The organism is Oceanospirillum maris DSM 6286 (genome assembly GCF_000422865.1).
Classification (GTDB): Bacteria; Pseudomonadota; Gammaproteobacteria; order Pseudomonadales; family Halomonadaceae; genus Oceanospirillum; species Oceanospirillum maris.
In genome coordinates this window covers 102,169-120,126 of record NZ_AUGW01000012.1, presented here as the reverse complement: position 1 = coordinate 120,126, position 17,958 = coordinate 102,169, and the positions used below count along the sequence as shown (strand labels likewise).

General features: G+C 48.1%; 15 protein-coding genes. 12 read left to right on the top strand and 3 right to left on the bottom strand.

The genetic code is table 11. The features are described 5' to 3' along the window. Window positions 1-125 precede the first annotated feature (125 nt). From hydA to G517_RS0105280, 3 genes are all read right to left on the bottom strand, one after another. The gene (gene hydA, locus G517_RS0105290; protein ID WP_028303550.1) at window positions 126-1,565 is read right to left on the bottom strand and encodes a dihydropyrimidinase; all 1,440 of its coding nucleotides are present in this window, start codon (window positions 1,563-1,565) and stop codon (window positions 126-128) included. A 15-nt stretch (window positions 1,566-1,580) separates the two neighbouring features. After that, a complete protein-coding gene (locus G517_RS0105285) occupies window positions 1,581-3,071 on the bottom strand; it encodes an NCS1 family nucleobase:cation symporter-1 (RefSeq protein WP_028303549.1) in 1,491 nt (496 codons plus the stop codon). 86 nt (window positions 3,072-3,157) lie between these two features. Continuing rightward, window positions 3,158-4,396: a Zn-dependent hydrolase gene (locus tag G517_RS0105280; protein WP_028303548.1), complete on the bottom strand. Its 1,239-nt coding sequence runs from the start codon at window positions 4,394-4,396 to the stop codon at window positions 3,158-3,160. A 323-nt stretch (window positions 4,397-4,719) separates the two neighbouring features. On the opposite strand from G517_RS0105280, the gene G517_RS0105275 reads away from it, so the two are divergent. The 12 genes from G517_RS0105275 to G517_RS0105220 all read left to right on the top strand — a co-directional run bounded on the left by G517_RS0105275 (window position 4,720) and on the right by G517_RS0105220 (window position 17,949). Further along, the gene (locus G517_RS0105275; protein ID WP_028303547.1) at window positions 4,720-5,364 is read left to right on the top strand and encodes a TetR/AcrR family transcriptional regulator; all 645 of its coding nucleotides are present in this window, start codon (window positions 4,720-4,722) and stop codon (window positions 5,362-5,364) included. A 266-nt stretch (window positions 5,365-5,630) separates the two neighbouring features. Further along, complete coding sequence (gene cofG / locus G517_RS0105270; RefSeq protein WP_036590460.1) at window positions 5,631-6,758, top strand: 7,8-didemethyl-8-hydroxy-5-deazariboflavin synthase CofG; 1,128 nt, start codon at window positions 5,631-5,633, stop codon at window positions 6,756-6,758. Next, window positions 6,755-8,026, top strand: coding sequence for a 5-amino-6-(D-ribitylamino)uracil--L-tyrosine 4-hydroxyphenyl transferase CofH (cofH, locus tag G517_RS17875; protein WP_084632076.1), 1,272 nt, complete (start codon window positions 6,755-6,757; stop codon window positions 8,024-8,026). Before cofG ends, cofH begins: the two co-directional genes overlap by 4 nt. Then, on the top strand, window positions 8,023-9,000 hold the full coding sequence (cofD, locus tag G517_RS17870) for a 2-phospho-L-lactate transferase (protein WP_036590458.1): 978 nt from the start codon (window positions 8,023-8,025) through the stop codon (window positions 8,998-9,000). Before cofH ends, cofD begins: the two co-directional genes overlap by 4 nt. Further along, window positions 8,997-9,731, top strand: a complete 735-nt coding sequence (cofC, locus tag G517_RS0105255) for a 2-phospho-L-lactate guanylyltransferase (RefSeq protein WP_028303545.1) — start codon at window positions 8,997-8,999, stop codon at window positions 9,729-9,731. The genes cofD and cofC overlap by 4 nt, the downstream gene beginning before the upstream one ends. Continuing rightward, the gene (gene cofE / locus G517_RS0105250) at window positions 9,724-10,584 is read left to right on the top strand and encodes a coenzyme F420-0:L-glutamate ligase (protein ID WP_084632075.1); all 861 of its coding nucleotides are present in this window, start codon (window positions 9,724-9,726) and stop codon (window positions 10,582-10,584) included. The genes cofC and cofE overlap by 8 nt, the downstream gene beginning before the upstream one ends. Continuing rightward, window positions 10,581-11,243: an NADPH-dependent F420 reductase gene (gene npdG, locus G517_RS0105245; RefSeq protein WP_028303543.1), complete on the top strand. Its 663-nt coding sequence runs from the start codon at window positions 10,581-10,583 to the stop codon at window positions 11,241-11,243. The genes cofE and npdG overlap by 4 nt, the downstream gene beginning before the upstream one ends. A gap of 125 nt (window positions 11,244-11,368) precedes the next feature. After that, window positions 11,369-12,385 (top strand): TIGR03842 family LLM class F420-dependent oxidoreductase, encoded by a 1,017-nt coding sequence (locus G517_RS0105240; protein WP_028303542.1) that lies wholly within the window; start codon window positions 11,369-11,371, stop codon window positions 12,383-12,385. Window positions 12,386-12,610: 225 nt separating this feature from the next. Further along, window positions 12,611-13,999: a cobyrinic acid a,c-diamide synthase CobB gene (locus G517_RS17865; RefSeq protein WP_036590456.1), complete on the top strand. Its 1,389-nt coding sequence runs from the start codon at window positions 12,611-12,613 to the stop codon at window positions 13,997-13,999. A 100-nt stretch (window positions 14,000-14,099) separates the two neighbouring features. Beyond that, the gene (locus G517_RS17860; protein ID WP_036590453.1) at window positions 14,100-15,029 is read left to right on the top strand and encodes a 5'-nucleotidase; all 930 of its coding nucleotides are present in this window, start codon (window positions 14,100-14,102) and stop codon (window positions 15,027-15,029) included. Between the two features lie 116 nt (window positions 15,030-15,145). Next, window positions 15,146-16,879: a BCCT family transporter gene (locus tag G517_RS17855; protein ID WP_084632074.1), complete on the top strand. Its 1,734-nt coding sequence runs from the start codon at window positions 15,146-15,148 to the stop codon at window positions 16,877-16,879. Window positions 16,880-17,118: 239 nt separating this feature from the next. Then, window positions 17,119-17,949: a hypothetical protein gene (locus tag G517_RS0105220; protein ID WP_028303541.1), complete on the top strand. Its 831-nt coding sequence runs from the start codon at window positions 17,119-17,121 to the stop codon at window positions 17,947-17,949. The last annotated feature ends 9 nt before the right edge of the window (window positions 17,950-17,958 follow it).

Sequence of the window (17,958 nt, the reverse complement as noted above, 5' to 3'; positions counted from 1 at the left end):
CTAGCCTCCTAGCTCTTGATTTACTGACCTTGATTTACTGACCTTGATTTACTGACCTTGATTTACTGACCTTGATTTACTGACCTTGATTTACTGACCTTGATTTAGATGCTTAATTTTACTGGTTAGACGCGCTCAACCGGTTTTGACTCCGCCAGTGATAAGCGTTTCTCTAATGCCTGGTAGAAAGGTGCATAGGGTGCGCGTTTAACATATTGCCCATCTCCTTGTGCAGCTAAAAGCTTGCCGTTATCGAAGGCTACTTTGCCATTACAAATGGTGGTAACAGGGACTCCTGATACGGTCATGCCTTCAAAGATGCTGTGCTCAATATTAGACCAGTGGCTCTTCGCTGAGAGAGTTTTGCTCTGCTCTGGGTCCCAGATCACTAAGTCCGCATCAGCACCTTCACGAATAGAGCCTTTTTGAGGATAAAGATTAAAGATCTTCGCCGTATTGGTTGAGGTTAGCGCAACAAACTCATTGGCGGTAATCTTGCCGGAGTTGACGCCTTTATCCCACAACACCATTAAGCGCTCTTCCACACCGGCTGTCCCGTTTGGAATCTTGGTGAAATCCTCTTTACCCATGGCTTTCTGTTCCGCGCAGAAGGCACAGTGATCCGTTGCGGTGGTTTGTAAGGTTCCGCCCTGAACCGCTTTCCAAAGGGCATCCTGATGATGCTTGGGCCGGAATGGCGGGCTCATGACATGGGCGGCAGCGGTTTCCCAGTCAGTGTTCTGATAAACACTGTCATCCACAACTAAGTGCCCTGCCAGCACTTCACCAAAGACCGTTTGACCGTGATCTTTAGCATAGCGAATAGCATCTGCCGCTTCTTCCGTAGAAACATGCACCAGATAAATCGGAGCCCCCAGGGTCTTGGCAATAGAGATCGCCCGGTTGGCGGCTTCACCTTCGACTGACGATGGGCGGGATAGAGGATGAGCTTCAGGGCCGTTCATACCTTTTTGCAGCATTTTTTGCTGCAGATGGAAAACCAATTCGCCATTTTCCGCATGGACGGTCGGTACAGCGCCGAGCTCTAAGCACTGGGTAAAACTAGCCACCAGAATATCATCCGTGGCCATAATGGCATTTTTATAGGCCATAAAGTGTTTGAAAGAGTTAACCCCATGCTCTTTTACCAAGGTGGTCATCTCTTTGGCGACGGAATCATCCCACCAGGTAATCGCCACATGGAAGGAGTAGTTGGCATGGGCTTTCTCAGACCAGTCACGCCACTGCTGATAGGCTTCCAGTAGGGATTGCTGTGGGCTTGGAATAACAAAATCAATAATGGTCGTGGTGCCACCGGCCAGCGCAGCGGCGGTTCCGGAGGCAAAGTCATCTTTTGCCACGGTGCCCATAAAGGGCAGCTGCATATGGGTGTGTGGGTCGATACCGCCGGGCATAATCAACTTGCCGGTTGCATCGATCACCTCAGCATCGGGTGCTGATAAATCAGCCCCTATTTGAATGATTTTACCGTTATCGCACAGAAGGTCCGCTTCTCGGCTTTCTTCATGGGTAACGATAGTGCCACCTTTAATCAGTAACATAATTTTTGTCTCCCTTAATTAAGCGGCGCTGCTGCTAACGGTTTGTTGTTTATTGGCTGCAGACTGTTTGCTTGCCATCAGAAAGTAAACAAAAGCCCCTGTAAAGGCACCGGTAAACCAGCCGTAATCATAGAACCAGCTAAGGGCATCAACACCAAAAGATGCAATGGTAATAGCAACCGGAACCGCAAATGCGGTAAGACCTGCGGCATTAAAAGCAGGGTAATCACCATTACTTGAGTAAAGGGCAACAAGATCAAGGTTTTGTTTTTTGATCAGAAAATAATCTACGATCATAATACCGGCAATAGGGCCGAGAAGGCTTGAGTAGCCTAATAACCAGTTGGTGTACATGCTCTCGACACTAACATCGGACACGATCCAACCCATTTTCTTCAGCAGTTCCCAGCCCATCAATACAATACCTACTGCACCGGTCATCAGTACGCCGCGGGTATGGTTGATCAGTTTGGGGGCAATATTCTGGAAATCATTGGTAGGGGATACAATGTTGGCAGCGGTATTGGTGGAGATGGTGGCAATGATAATTAAAACCATCGCAATAGCGACCCAGAACGGGCTATCGATTTTACCGATTAAAGAGATAGGGTCAGAGATGGTTTCCCCTACCAGTGTTGTTGATGCCGCCGTCAGAACAACACCTAGTGCGGCAAAAAAGAACATGGTCAGAGGTAAGCCTAAAATCTGGCCAATAACCTGATCTTTTTGAGATTTAGCATAGCGGCTAAAATCGGGGATATTCAGTGATAGTGTAGCCCAGAAGCCGATCATTGCGGTTAAGCCGCCAAAGAAATAACCCCAAAAACTGGCACCTTCAGGGCGTGTTGCTGGTGTTGCTAATACTTCAATAAAAGACACCTTGCCGCTGGCCCAAAACATCAAGCCCAAGCTAACGACTAACAGCAGCGGTGCGGCCAGGGTTTCCAACCACTTGATAGACTCTGCGCCACGGATCACGACGTACATCTGTAATGCCCAGAAAATAAAGAAGCCAATCACCTCACCGACGCCCCCTAAGGAAGCCCAGCTGTCTGAGAAGGCCGAGAACAATAAGTGAATCGCTAAACCGCCAAACATGGTTTGAATACCAAACCAGCCACAGGCTACCAGCCCACGGATAAGGCAGGGGATGTTAGAACCTACAATACCAAATGAGGAGCGCAAAACCACAGGGAAGGGGATACCAAACTTGGTTCCGGGGTAGGCGTTGAGCGTTAGAGGAACCAGCAGAATAATATTGGCGACCAGAATCGTTACCAGCGCCTCCGTTACCGACAAACCAAAGTAAGCGGTTAATACACCGCCCAGGGTGTAAGAGGGTACGCAGATCGCCATACCAACCCAAAGGGCTGCAATATTAAAAATACCCCAGGTTCGCTCCTTGATTTTTGTTGGGGCCAGGTCATCGCTGTAAGCGGGGCTGGATTTCAGATCATCTTTTGCATCCAGTTCGTAAAATTCGCCTTGTTTTATCGCTTTACTCGTCATCTTTGCACCTTTCGATTTTTGATTTTGGTGTGCAAAAGCACGGTTCTCATGGGGGAAATATTGCTTCTATCTAAATGGATAAATAGTTATTGAACTGAAGCTAAGCGGTGACTTGCTTCAAGCATGGTATGCAGCAAAACATTGGCGCCGGCTTCACATTGTTCGGGGGAGCTGTATTCAACTTCGTTATGGCTGATACCACCTTCGCAGGGAGTAAAGATCATGCCGGCGGGTACTAGGTCTGCCATATAGCAAGCATCATGACCGGCACCGGCATAGATATCCATGTGGCTGTAGCCGAGCTTTTCTGTGGCGGCTTTTACATCATCGGAGGCGTTAAACTCCACCGGCGCGAAATACCAGAACGGGTCTAGGTTGATCTCAAGGCCGCGTTTGTCTGCAACGCTTTGGCAAAAGGCGGTTAGCTCTTCATGCATGGCGAGCAGTACATCCGGTTTGGGGTTACGAAGGTCGGCACTGAATTTAATATTGCCGGGAATGGTGTTGCGGGAGTTGGGATAAACCTGCATAAAGCCAACAGTGCCTAAGCCGTTTTCATGGCGGTGGGCGATGTTTTCAATCTCGGAGATGATTTCAGCAGAGGCCACCATGGCATCTTTACGCAGATACATAGGGGTGGTTCCCGAATGGGATTCTTGGCCGATAATCTCAATGTTGTACCAGCGAATACCTTGGCCGAGGCGAACAATACCGATGGCTTTGTCGGCATCCTCTAAAATAGGGCCTTGCTCGATATGAGTCTCAAAAAAAGCACCAACATTACGGCTACCAGGCTCTGCATCCCCTAAATAACCGATACGTTTAAGCTCATCGCCTAAGCGGATACCATCGACATCGGTTTTATTCAGTTCGGTTTCAAGATCAAAGCGCCCAGCATAAACACCGGAACCTTGCATGGCCGGTTGAAAACGGGAACCTTCTTCATTGGTCCAGACAGAAAATTCCATGGCGGTTGGGGTTTCGATCTTGTTTTCATGCAGTGTACGTAATACCTCCACACCGGCCAGTACACCAAAAACACCATCAAACTTACCGCCTGTCGGCTGGGTATCCAAATGACTACCAGTGCCTACGGCGGGTAGATCATTATTTTTACCCGGACGACGGGCAAAGATATTACCAATCTTGTCGATAGTGATCTCACAGCCTGCAGTTTTACACCAAGATACGAATAGGTCTCGGGCTTGCTTATCTAAATCAGTTCCTGCCAGGCGATTGCAGCCGCCTTTTTCGGTAGCGCCAAATTGTGCGATCTCCATCAGGCTATCCCAAAGGCGCTCTTTATTAACTCGTAAGTCCTGCATATATGACTCCTAAAAAGTGAAGTAAACTACGTATAACGTTGTTAATAATGATTTCATTCAGTTAGTCGTTAATTCGGTGTTTTGTTTACCAACTGGTAAAAATATAATCTAAACAAACCCTCTGTAATGATCGAACTACAGAAGGGTTTAATGATCGAAATATCACGGAAAGGGCTAATGCAAGTGAGAGGCCAACTTTATAAAGTGAGGTATAATTCGAGGGGAGTCATGTTGTTTTATAAAGCGTTTTAGAGATGGGGAAGGTATCTGGATATTATTTTCAATAACTCTTTTAATTCAATAGGTTATAAGGTTGATCTTTCGTGGTAAATAAAGGCAGTAAGAAAACGAAACAGGCGATTAATCGAGAAATTTTAGAGTCTCGGATTTTACGCTCAGCGGAGATTATATTTGCTGAAAAAGGCTTTAGTGGAGCCTCTATGGAGCGTATCGCTGAACGGGCAAATATATCCAAGCAGAATTTGATTTATTACTTTGCAAACAAAGACTTACTCTATAAGCGGGTATTGCAAGAAACCCTTGGTGCTTGGATCGATAAACTGCAACTTCTGGAGCTTTCAGAGGCGGACCCCGAGACATCGATTCGCCATTATGTGAAGGCGAAAATGCAACTTTCCAGAGATTACCCCTACGGCTCTAAAGTCTTTGCCCATGAGATTATTGGTGGCGCACCGGTGCTCAGACCTTATTTGGTTTCCGATTTAAAACCGCAATTTGAACGTGATATAAAAGTTGTTAACTCTTGGATTAATAAGGGTTTTATTAACAAAATAGACCCTGCATATTTTTTCTTTATGATTTGGGCGACTACTCAGTCATATGCTGATTTTTCCACTCAAATGGAGATTTTAATGGGGCAGTCGCAACTGCAAGAGGAAAGTTACTCTCGGGCGGAGCGAGCAGTAACTGAGTTGATTTTGCACGCTCTTGGTGCTAGTAAAAAATAATTTTTTCTTTTTACCGTTTGTAAAAACAATTCTTTTTCTAACGACTGTCAAATATGATAAAAAAAGAAAGCACTTAACATTATGTTTTTAAAGAGTTTTTTATAGATAGTTAATAATTTAGTTAACCTAGATTAAATATGCTAGAGCCAAAGTAGTGCGCCATCTGCACTAAAAAAAACGTGTTTACCGACCAAATTTCTTTGTGATATTTATGTTTTATACCAAATGGTAAAACATTTAAATTCACGGAAATTTGGTGGTTCATCATGATCCATATTGCTGACGCTAATCGATACAAAAACGCTACAGGCCCAGACCTATATGCACTGTGCGAGCAGGCATCAGCTGTTCGTGATGCGCAGTGGGGTAAACAGGTTACTTATTCGCCTAAAGTGTTCCTGCCTTTAACTAATATGTGCCGTGATACCTGCGGCTATTGCACCTTTGTTCAAAACCCTGATAGCCCAACCGCCAACTATATGACACCAGAACAGGTGTTAGCAGTGGCTAAACAAGGTGAAGCTGCAGGCTGTACTGAAGCCCTGTTTAGCCTGGGTGAAAAGCCCGAGCAACGCCACCTTAAAGCCCGGGAGTGGCTTGAGCATCTCGGTTACGCCAGCACTTTGGACTATCTGCAAAGCCAGTGCGACCAGGTGCTGGAGCACACACAACTTCTGCCTCATATTAATGCTGGGGCGCTGACAAAAAGCGAACTGGCCAGCTTAAAGCCCTATGCCGCCAGCATGGGCATGATGCTGGAAAACAGCTCAATCAACTTAATGAAGTCGGGACAGGCTCATTATGGTTGCCCCGATAAAACCCCAAAGCGTCGAACCGCAACTCTGGAAGCCGCTGGTGAATTGGGTATCGCCTTTACCACCGGTCTTTTGATCGGTATCGGTGAAAGCTGGGAGGATCGGGTCGAAAGCCTGGTGCTGATTCGTGATATCCATCAAACCTATGGTCATATTCAGGAAGTGATTATTCAGAACTTCCGTGCTAAGCCGGGTACCGCAATGGCCGGATGTGCAGAACCCGATCTTGATGAGATGAAGCGCACCCTGGCGATAGCACGCTTAATACTCCCGCCAGAGATTAGCCTGCAGGCACCACCGAATCTTGAACAAGAGTACGGGGCTTATCTTTCTGCGGGTATTAATGACTGGGGCGGTATCTCTCCTGTCACCCGGGACTTTATTAACCCGGAACGTGCCTGGCCGCAAATTCAAAGTTTAGATGCCGCCTGTCGTGGCCGTGGTTATCAGCTCTCTGAACGTCTGACGATTTATCCTGAATTTCAATCCACAGAGCAACACTTTCTAGTGCCAGCCCTGCAGCAACGTGTGCATGGGCTAAATCAAACGAATCTTCTATCAAGAGGGCTTGTCGCATGAACGCACCTGTCACCGTATTTGTACCATCACCATCACCATCACCATCACCATCACCATCACCATCACCATCACCGGCCATACGCAAGGGCTATCAGGCGGTATTACAGAAGGCTCAGGCGGGAGAAGAGTTATCTGTAGATGACGCTATTTTACTTTTTGATGGACAAGGGGCAGAAACCGATGCTCTGTGCCATACCGCTAATCTTGTCCGTCAGAAAAGAAAAGGGCTGCAGGCCAGCTTCGTCATTACCCGAAATATCAACTTTACCAATGTCTGCTATATGGGGTGTCGTTTTTGTAACTTTGCCAAGCACAAAGGTGATGAAGGGTCGGAGTTCTTAAGTCTGGAGCAGGTTGCAGACAGAGCCGAAGAGGCGTGGCAGCGAGGGGCAACGGAGGTGTGTATTCAGGGCGGCCTACATCCTGATCTGGATGCGGACTACTACCGCGGCATTATTACCCATGTGAAAGCCCGTGTGCCGGAGATACATATTCATGCATTTTCACCTTTTGAAATCTGGTACGGCAGTAAAAAAGCCCGTATGACACCTAAAGCTTTTTTGGCAGAGCTAAAAGAACTGGGTCTGGGTTCCATGCCGGGTACCGCTGCTGAAATTCTGGATGTAGAGGTACGCAAGCAACTCACCAAAAATAAGCTGACCACGGAAGAGTGGGTCAACATCATTAAAGCGGCCCACGGCGTGGGTTTGCCCACAACCGCTACGATTATGTACGGCCATGTGGATACTCCAAAGCACTGGGCTGAGCATATGGCTCTGTTACGGACCATTCAGAAAGAAACCGGCGGTTTTACCGAATTTGTACCTCTTGGTTTTATCCACTACGAAACCGCACTGTATAACGATAACCCGGATCAGGTTCGTACCGGCCCGACAGATGATGAGCATCTGAAAATGCACGCGGTGGCACGGCTTATGCTGCAGGGGCAGATCGATAATATCCAGTCTTCATGGGTGAAAATGGGGCCGGAGCTGGCGGCCTCATTATTGAAATCCGGTGTTAATGATCTGGGCGGTACACTAATGAATGAAAGTATCTCCCGAGCCGCCGGTGGTAGTCACGGTCAGGAGGTATTGCCCAGCGATATGGTTGCCAATATTCAGGCGAATGGCTTAACACCTGTGCAGCGCGGGACTCTCTATCAAACCTTAAAAACCTTTCCATCACCGATTCTGACAGCGGTTGATATGTCTCCGGCATTGGCTTCCTCTGATGCTTTACCGGTATCCGCAGGAGGTCAGGGATGACAGCGCCTGTGGTCACTCTGCTGGCTGGAGGTGTCGGTGGTGCAAAGGCGGCAGAAGGACTGCAAGCCTCCCGATATGCCGATCACGCCGCCGTGATTGGCAATATTGGCGATGATGATATTTTTCACGGTTTAACGGTTTGCCCTGATATAGACACGCTGATCTATTCCTTGTCCGGGCAGATTGATCGGGAGAAAGGCTGGGGGTTACGGGATGAAAGCTATCAGACCCTTGAGGGATTAAAAGCCTTTGGCCATGAGACCTGGATGACACTCGGGGATAAAGATTTTGCCACCCATATCTATCGAACCTGTGCCCTTAATTCCGGTGCGACCCTGACCGAGGTGACCCAGGGTATCGCCCAACGCTTTGGTCTGAAACTGCCGATTATGCCGCCCAGCAATGACAGGGTGCCGACGCAGATTCACTTTGATGGTCAGTGGCACAGTTTCCAGCGCTACTTTGTCCAGCACCAATGCCAGCCTGAGATTGACGGGATTCGTTATCAGGGGGCAGAGCAGGCTACTGCTACCCCTGAGGTGCTTAAGCAGCTCAGGGGTAGCGATATTATTTTGCTGGCGCCCAGTAATCCTTTGGTCAGTATCGGTGCGATTTTAGCCATCCCCCAGATCAGGCAAGCCATTCAAAACAGCAACGCCTTTGTGCTGGCGATCTCTCCCTTTATTGGTGGACAAACCGTGAAAGGCCCTGCGGATCGTATGATGCGCGCTCTGGGTAAGGCCGCTAACAATATCGCTTTAGCGGAGCATTATTCCGGTTTGATTCAGGGCCTGGTGATTGATCATCAGGATAAAGAGGACCAGGCGGCGATAGAAGCTCTAGGCATCAAGACCTATTGCCTGCCCACCTTAATGCAAAGCCTTGAGGATAAAGCGCAAGTGGTTAGCGCCAGTCTTGAGTGGGCGATTAAGCAATCAACGACAAGTTCCGTAATGGAAGAGGCGCTCCTATGAACCCCCATGATTCTTTAGCCGATAGATCCATCAGAACGTCCAGAGCGAACAGGTCTTCTGAAGCCCTTGATAAAACAGCATCCCTTTGCATTGTGGTGCCGGTTAAATCACCGGAACTTGCCAAGCAACGTCTGTCACCGGCGTTAAACCATCAGCAGCGGGAGGTTCTGGCGAAACATCTGTATCAGTACACCCTTGGCTATCTTCAGCAGCACTTCTCTGATTATGACCTGTTGGTGGTGAGCGAAGATAGCAAGGTGCTGACCAAAGCGGAACGTCTGGGCTGTCTCACGCTGAGGCAAACGGAAGGACGGGGACTTAATGCCGCCATGGAGCAGGCGGCCTCAGAGGTTTGCCGTTTGGGTTACAAAAGCCTGTTAATGCTGCCGATTGATCTGGCTTTTCTGACCGAACAAGAGCTATCCCAGGTGATCCGGCGCGGCCAGGATCAGGATGTGGTGGTTGCCATCGCCAATGATGGCGGCACCAATGCTTTACTGGTTCAGCCTCCGAATGCCATTCGCTTTCGTTTTGGCTTGGATTCCGCCCGGGCCCATCAGCGTGAAGCGATGAAAGCCAATCTGAAATTTAGCGCTCTGGCCCTGCCTTTAATGGCGTTGGATATTGATCAGGAGATGGATCTTTATAGCGCCACCGCCGCCAACAGTCATGCTTTGGTTGGGCTGACAGAAACGGATATGACGGGTATAGGAGGCAAGCGCTATGCCTAATGCTGCATCTTTATTGACATCTGCATCTGCATCTGCACCTAAACCTAAACCTGCATCTGCACCAACATCAAATCAGAAAACACCTACTGGTCTTAATGTATTCCGACTGGAAGGTTTACCGCATTTTAAAACGGGGGATAGCCTGGCAGACCTGCTTATCGCCCATCTGGATCACAACGAGGTTGCTCTGGTCAACGGTGACATCCTCGTGATCGCCCATAAAGTGGTGTCTAAATGTGAAGGTGCTTTACGCCGTCTGTCTGAGGTGACACCGACGCAGTCCGCCCTTGATCTGGCGGAAAGCGTGCGCAAAGACCCCCGAAAAGTACAGATTATTATCGATCAGTCAAAACGGATTCTGCGAGCGGTACGCCGACCTGAGCAGCAGGAAGGTGTGCTTATCGCTGAGCATAAGCGGGGCTATATTTGTGCCAATGCCGCGGTGGATGAATCCAACTCGGATGACCCCGATATCCTGATCACATTGCCAGATGACCCGGACGCCAGTGCCAAGGCGATTGCGGGTCAACTGGAGGCGCATTTTGGCATCACCCTAGGGGTGATTATCAGCGATACCTTTGGCCGACCTTGGCGTTTAGGTCAAACCAATGTCGCCATTGGTGTGGCGAATGTTCCTGCTTTAAACCTGATGGCCGGTGAAACCGATGCCTACGGTCGCCCCCTGACCGTTACTGCTCCGGCATTGGCGGATGAGCTGGCGGCAGCTTCTGGTCTGCTGATGGATAAAAGCGCACAAACCCCCGTAATTGTCTTTCGTGGTCTTGATTGGCAAGCAACCGACAGCTCGGGTCAGGATCTGATTCGAGCGCAACAAGAGGATTTATTCCGATGAAAGTAGCCATTATTGGTGGTACAGGCCCGCAGGGCAAAGGGCTTGCCAAGCGTTTAGCGCTGGCCGGTGTTGATGTGGTGATTGGTTCACGGGATGGCGATAAAGCCGCCGCGTTGGCTGATGAACTCAATAGCATGTTCGATGGGCAGCATTTAAGCGGCTGTGATATTGCCAGCGCCGTACAGGCCAGTGACGAGATTGTGGTGCTATCAGTACCGTTCAGCGGCCATAACGCCACGTTAGAGCAGATTAAGCCCTTACTCAACGGAAAAATACTGGTGGATATCGTGGTGCCTCTTGCCGAGGGCAACCCTAAAGCGGTCAGTATGCCACCAGAGGGTTCCGCCACCGAGGCCGCTCAAGCGGTGCTTGGGGATGAGATTCCTGTGGTGGGTGCCCTGCATAACGTTTCAGCGGTAACGCTAAACAATCTGGATGCCCCTATTAACTGCGATCTGCTGGTTTGTGGTAACGACCTTGCCGCGAAGAAAAAAGTGATGGCGCTCTGTGAACGGTTGGGCACCACCGCTTATAACGCAGGGCTAGCAGAAAGTGCCCGCTGCATCGAAGCGATTACCCCTATTTTGATTCGGCTGAATATCTCAAAAGAAGTGCCTTTTTCCCATGCGGGGATTCGTATCTGTCCCCCAGAGCATTAATTCAAGCCTGGAGCTTAATGTTTAAGCCTTAGCGAAGCAGTGGCAAAAAGAAATAACAGAAAAAAAGAAACAATAGAAAGAAACCAATAAATAACAGTCAAACAATAATACCCGAGGTAACTCTTATGGAATTTGGTATCACCTTTAAAGGCTTTGTCAGCCCAGATCGCGCCCGTCACCTTGTACGTCAGGCGGAAGCTGCTGGTTTTGATTACTGCTGGTTTTATGATTCTCATATTCTATGGCGCGAATCCTTCGTGGCAATGGCGATGTGTATGGAACACACCACCAAGCTGCGCTTTGGCCCCTGTGTCACCAACCCTAATATTCGTGATTGGTCACTGGCCGCCAGTCTGTATGCCAGTTTGGCCCACCAGAGTAATGGCCGTTTTGATATCGGTCTGGGGCGTGGAGATTCATCCATGCGGGTTATGGGGAAAAAACCAGCGCCTTTAGCCCGTGTAGCAGAATTTACCCAAAAAGTTAAAGCGATGGTACGCGGTGAAGAGGTGGAATACGGCGAGTGCGAAGAGCCGGTGAAACTGCCTTGGGCAACCGGTTATGAACTACCGGTTTGGATTGGTGCCTACGGCCCTAAAGCGCTTAAAACGGCGGGTGAAGTCGGCGATGGCGTTATTCTGCAAATTGGCGACCCCAGCCTGGTTAAATGGTTTGCTGATCAGGCTAAAAGCGCAGGCGAAGCCGCAGGCCGTGATATGAGCAACTTTAAAGTACAGGCCGCAGCCCCTGCGTATTTTGGTGATATGGATTACTGCGTAGAGCACACAAAATGGTATCCCGCCATGGTAGGTAATCATGTTGCGGATATTGTGGAAAAATACGGTAGTGATTCAGGTTTGGTGCCACGAAGCCTGACCGACTATATCGAGAAACGTCGCGGTTATGATTACTCCAAACATGGCCAGAGCGATAACCCGTACCTGGATTTTATTACGGAAGATATTGTAAAAAGCTTCTGCGTACTGGGCCGTGTTGAGGATCATATTGCTAAGATTCGTGATCTGGAAGATGCGGGAACCACTCAGTTTAATATCTATCTGGATAATGGCGATGAAGAGAATATTATCGCCCAATATGGCAAACATATTATTCCTCAGTTTAAAGCGGACGCGTCCCAATAAAATCCGTTGAAGTCATCGATAGTCCGTTATTAGCGAACGGCCGGTTGTGGGCCGTCGCTAGTTTCTTCTCCCTTCTTAATTAAGCAAGAGCCGCCTGGCGGTTCTTTGCTGTGCTTTCAAATAATGAGTTGCCGTATTTTAATAATGAATCGCCGAATAGCTTGATCCCTAACAGGACAAACCGCACACTAGCGCTTTTTCTTTTATGCTAAGTGATCTAACACTATGTCTACGTCGCCATCTAACTCATCATCTAAAAACACACCGTCATCATCTAAAAATACACCGCAAACGGTAAGCTGCCCCGCTCTTTTCTTAGCGGCCCCAGCGTCTGGGTCAGGTAAAACGACCATAACGGCGGCTATCGCCCGTGCCTATCGTTTACAGGGCAAGGTGGTGCGAGTGTTTAAAACAGGGCCGGATTACCTTGATCCACAAATCTTAGCGCAGGCTTCTGGTCAGTCGGTCGAGCAGTTGGATATGTGGATGGCCGGTGATGCCTATTGCCAGCAGATGCTCTATACCGCAGCCCAAGAAGCGGATCTTATTTTGATCGAAGGAGTTATGGGGCTGTTTGATGGTACGCCATCTAGTGCTGATCTAGCGGAGCGTTTTGGTATTCCTTTGGCGCTGGTGATGGATGTTAAAGGTATGGCGCAAACGGCAGGCGTTGTAGCCTTAGGTTTGTCTCAATATCGCCCCAGTCTTAAATTTGCGGGCTTGATTGCGAATGGCTGCGCTAGCGCCCGCCATCGGGAGCTGATTGAAGACGTGCTTCCGGCTGACTTTCCAATCTTAGCCATGTTGGCAAAAGATCCTGAAATGGCATTACCTGAGCGGCACTTGGGCTTAGTTCAGGCCGATGAGGTGACGGAGGAACTTGAGGCACGCTTTAATAAAGGCGCTGAATTGCTCTTAGGGCAGACTATCCTTAAGTTGCCGGAGGTCGTTGAGTTTAGTGCCTCAGGGCCGCTAGAGATTGACCCAGCCTTAGAGAGCCAACCTCTTGCGGGTAAAACGATTGCGATCGCTAAAGATGCGGCCTTTAGTTTTATCTATGATTCAAACCTTCGGTTGTTGCAGCAGCTTGGGGCGCAGTATTGCTTTTTCTCTCCGCTAACCGATAGTGAACTTCCCGCAGCCGATGGGCTTTGGTTAGCCGGTGGCTATCCTGAATTACACGCTAAGGCGCTATCGGCTAATACTGCGATGGTGCGGTCGATACAGGCATTTTATCAGGCTGAAAAGCCGATCTTAGCTGAGTGTGGCGGGTTTCTTTATTGTCTCGATACTCTGACCGATTTAGAGGAAAACACCTATCCCATGTTGGGATTGCTGAAAGGTGAGGGGGCTATGCGCGGTAAGCGAGGATGCCAAGGGATGCAAACGGCACCTCTGCCAGAGGGAGATATTCGTGGTCATGCTCATCATCGTTCCCTGAGCGCCAATACGCCGGAGCCTATCGCCTATGGCCGTCGCCAGCGCCATTCTGCTCCAGGTGAGTCGATCTTTCGAAGTAAAGGCTTAACGGCCAGCTACCTGCACCTGTTTTTTGGTTCTAACCCTAGCGCCGTTGCGGCTTTGTTTAATGTGGCATGGTTTAATTTGGAATAATTTAAGTCGCAAGGAATTCTTTAGCACGGGCTCTTTAATACGGAACTTTTTAACACGGAACTTTTTAACACGGAGCTCTTTAATATGGGACTATTATGGTATGGCATTTCCTATAGAAGATAAGCTAGTCATTGCGGTGTCATCCAGCGCTCTGTTTGATTTAACCGAGTCGGATACGGTGTTTCGACAGGAAGGCCCATTAGCCTATAAAGCCTTTCAGGAGAAAAATCTGGATAAGGTTCTAGCGCATGGTGTGGCCTTTCCCTTTATTCGGCGTTTTCTGAGTTTTAATCAACGTTTTCCTGATGAGCAACCGATAGAAGTGGTGCTGTTGTCGAGAAACTCACCGGCAACGGGCAGACGGGTCTTTCGTTCGATAGAGCATTATGGTTTGGGTATTACACGGGCGGCTTTTGTCAGTGGAGCCTCACCTTTTTCTTATATTCCAGCGTTTAATGCGTCGCTGTTTTTATCAGGCAATGAAGGGGATGTTCGTTCTGCGGTACACGCAGAGTATCCCGCAGGTTTGGTTTTACCTTCCCAAGTGAAAGATAACGAAGCTGATTCTGGCCTACGTATCGCCTTCGATTTTGATGGGGTACTGGCTGATGATGAATCAGAGACGGTTTTTAAAGAGAATGGTTTAGAGCAGTTTCAGGAGTACGAGCAGCAGAATCAAAATCGAGTACACAATCCGGGGCCGTTGGCGGGGTTGTTCCAAAAGCTATCTAAGCTACAGGCCCTTGAAGATGCTCGGTTACAGCAAGACAGTGATTATGAACGTATTCTACGGACAGCTATTATTACGGCTCGTGGCGCACCCAGCCATGAGCGCGTTATTACTACGCTTGAAAGCTGGGGGGTATCGGCTAATGAAACCTTCTTTCTCGGCGGTATGGATAAAGGACGTATCCTCGACATTTTTCAGCCTCACCTGTTCTTTGATGACCAAACGAGTCATCTAAATGCGGAAAATCTAGCCATGGTTCATGTTCCCTTTGGTGCCGCGAATGCATTGAAAACGGTTTAATGATACTTGTGAGCGATTCATCTTGAATATCTCTGTGATTTGGTTAGGGTTGCAAGCAAATTACAGCTGAGAAATACCTTATCTGTAGAAAAAGCATCTGTAACCAAGGAGCAGATATGTATAATCAGGCCGAAAAAGGCTTGTTCAAGGGTATGAATCCTTTGATGACACAAGTTTCCATTATTATGGTTCTAACGACTCTAGTAATGGGTAGCCTGTTTACTGAAGCCAGCGCACAAGGCGTTGCTATGGTTCGTAGTTGGCTTGACCCCTTTCTTGAATGGTATTACGTGCTACTGGTGGCATTTCTGCTATTTTTTATGCTTTGGTTAGGCACAGGGCGCTACAAAAAGGTGCGGTTAGGGCGTGATTGGGAACGGCCCGAATTCACTTTTTTTGCCTGGATCAGTATGTTATTTGCCGCCGGTACTGGGGTAGGTATTTTGTTCTGGTCGGTGGCGCAGCCGGTGATGCAGCTGCATGACAACCCCTTCTTAACGCCGGGGATTTCAGACGGTGATGCTGCGGTTATTGCTATGCGGCTCTCATTTTTTCACTGGGGGGTTAATGGCTGGGCGATTTTCTCCTTTGTCGCACTGACCATGGCCTATTTTGCTTACCGGCATGATCTGCCGTTAACGGTGCGCTCTGTGTTGTACCCTATTTTGGGTGAAAAAGTGCGTGGGCCATTAGGTGATTTAGTCGATTTGCTGGCGGTGTTTGGTACGGTATTTGGTATCGCAACAACCTTGGGATTGGGTGTTCAGCAGATGAATGCGGGTCTGCATCAGGTCTTTGGCTTAGAGAATTCAACCGGCTTACAGCTAACGGTCATCGGGGTCATTATGTTTATCGCCACGGCATCGGTGGTGTCTGGTGTTTCCCGTGGTGTGCGCCTGTTGTCGGAGATGAATTTCTGGCTGAGTATCACAGCTGTGCTGTTTATGCTGTTTTTTGGCCCAACCCAGTACCTTATTGGTATGACGATTGAGGCAACGGGTGATTATATTCAGTCTCTTATTCGTATGACTTTTCATACTAATGTAACCCAAGGCGATAACTGGCAGTCTGAATGGACCGTGTTTTTCTGGGGGTGGTGGCTGGCATGGTCACCGTTTGTCGGCATGTTTATTGCTCGTATATCCCGAGGTCGAAGCTTTGGTGAGTTTGTGATGGGCGTGCTTTTAGTGCCCACGGTGATCACGATTGTTTGGATTGGCCTTTTTGGCGGTACGGCTTTGTTCCAAGAGCTAACAGGGACTGGCAATGTGTCGGCAGCAGTACAAAATGATGTCTCAACGGCTTTATTTATTACCGTTGAAGGTATGGATCTAGGTGTTTTGACACCGATGATATCAACACTCTTAATTGTGTTGATTGGCACTTACTTAATTACCTCTGCTAATGCCGGTACTTTGGTGATTAACACTATTTTATCCGGTGGTGATGCTGATCCACCGGCCATTCATCGTATTATTTGGGGTGTTTTTTTAGCCTTATTAACTGCAGTACTTCTGATCGCCGGTGGTCTTGAAACACTACAGTCAGCGGTTATTACTGCGGCAATGCCGTTTTCATTGGTTGTGATTTGCATGGTCATTGGCCTGCTTAAAGCCTTATCAAAAGAACGTTTTGCACCGCGCCATGGTGAGTTAAGTCCATCACCTGCAGAGCCTTGGGCTGTTACCGATGATATTGAGAAAGTAACTAAAGAATCAGAGGCTAAAGCAGAGATTAAGGCAGAGGAGAAAGCCCTTAAAGAAGCCCAGGCCAAGGAAGACGCCCGAATAAAAGAGGAAGAACGCTTGCGCCAAGAGCAGGCTGTAATAGAAGCTTTAGAGCGGCGATAAAAAAATAATTCTATTTTATGTCGTTATTTAAGTTACTGTGCATATACGATCTAGGATCGTGCCTTGCTGTTTGCGTTTAAAGTGAGGCTTGATTCTAGATAGGCAAACTTGAGTCTTCGGATAACACTAAGATTGATAACGATCTTTATTATATTTTTACTAAAGAGTGATTAAAGATCTGAGAGAATACCGTTAATATACAAATCCCTTACACGCAGCGACAGTGACGTTGAGCCGTTATGAAATCAGAAGATACTCCTTTAAATATCTGTAACCAGCAGATTGAACAGTGGCTTAGTGAAGGCAAGTCCGTTACTTCGATAACTGCTGGGCAACTACACCTTGCAACTGGTCAACCATACTCTTTATGTACTGAGGCTTTGCAGCAATTTCTTAATATTAAGCCTAAAGCTGGGGTGAATAAGAGCCCTGCGGTACAGAAAAGTTTTAAGCAAAATTTTCAATCGATGCAGGAACAAGTGTTTCAGCAATTTCTGAAACAGATGGAACGTGAGAAAAGGCAGGCGGTTGAGCAGGCTCAAGCTGAATTTCAGCAGGAAAAACAAAAGCTTGAGCAATTAGCGGATGAACGCTTTGAGGTTATTACCCAGCTAGAAAAGCAAACCGCAGGATTGACCAAACAAGCAACTGCGCTTAAGCAAGAGGCAAAAAATCTCGCATCTCGAAGCGCTCCTGTAAATAGGAATGGTCCGCCAAATCGAAATGCTTCGCCTGTGCGGAATAGTCCGCCTAACCGGAATTCCTCTGCCGAATCTAGTGCTAGACCACCCCAAGGCGCTAATCAAGGAGCTAAAACACCGGCAAAGCAACCATCTAAACCGCCACAGAAGCCAGCGCTAAAGCAAGAATCGTCATCTGAGGTGTCGCCCGATAGCCACGCTTGGGTCGTAGAGCTATCGAATGAACAGGCGAAAGAAATTGCGGACTTGAGCCAGCAGCTTGATATTTCTCAGCGTGAATACCTAAGAGTTAGCGCTTTATATCAAGATATGAAAAAAGAAAATGAGAAACTTCAAAAAAGCTTAAAGAAATACCAAGGCAATCATTAAGCTTTTAGG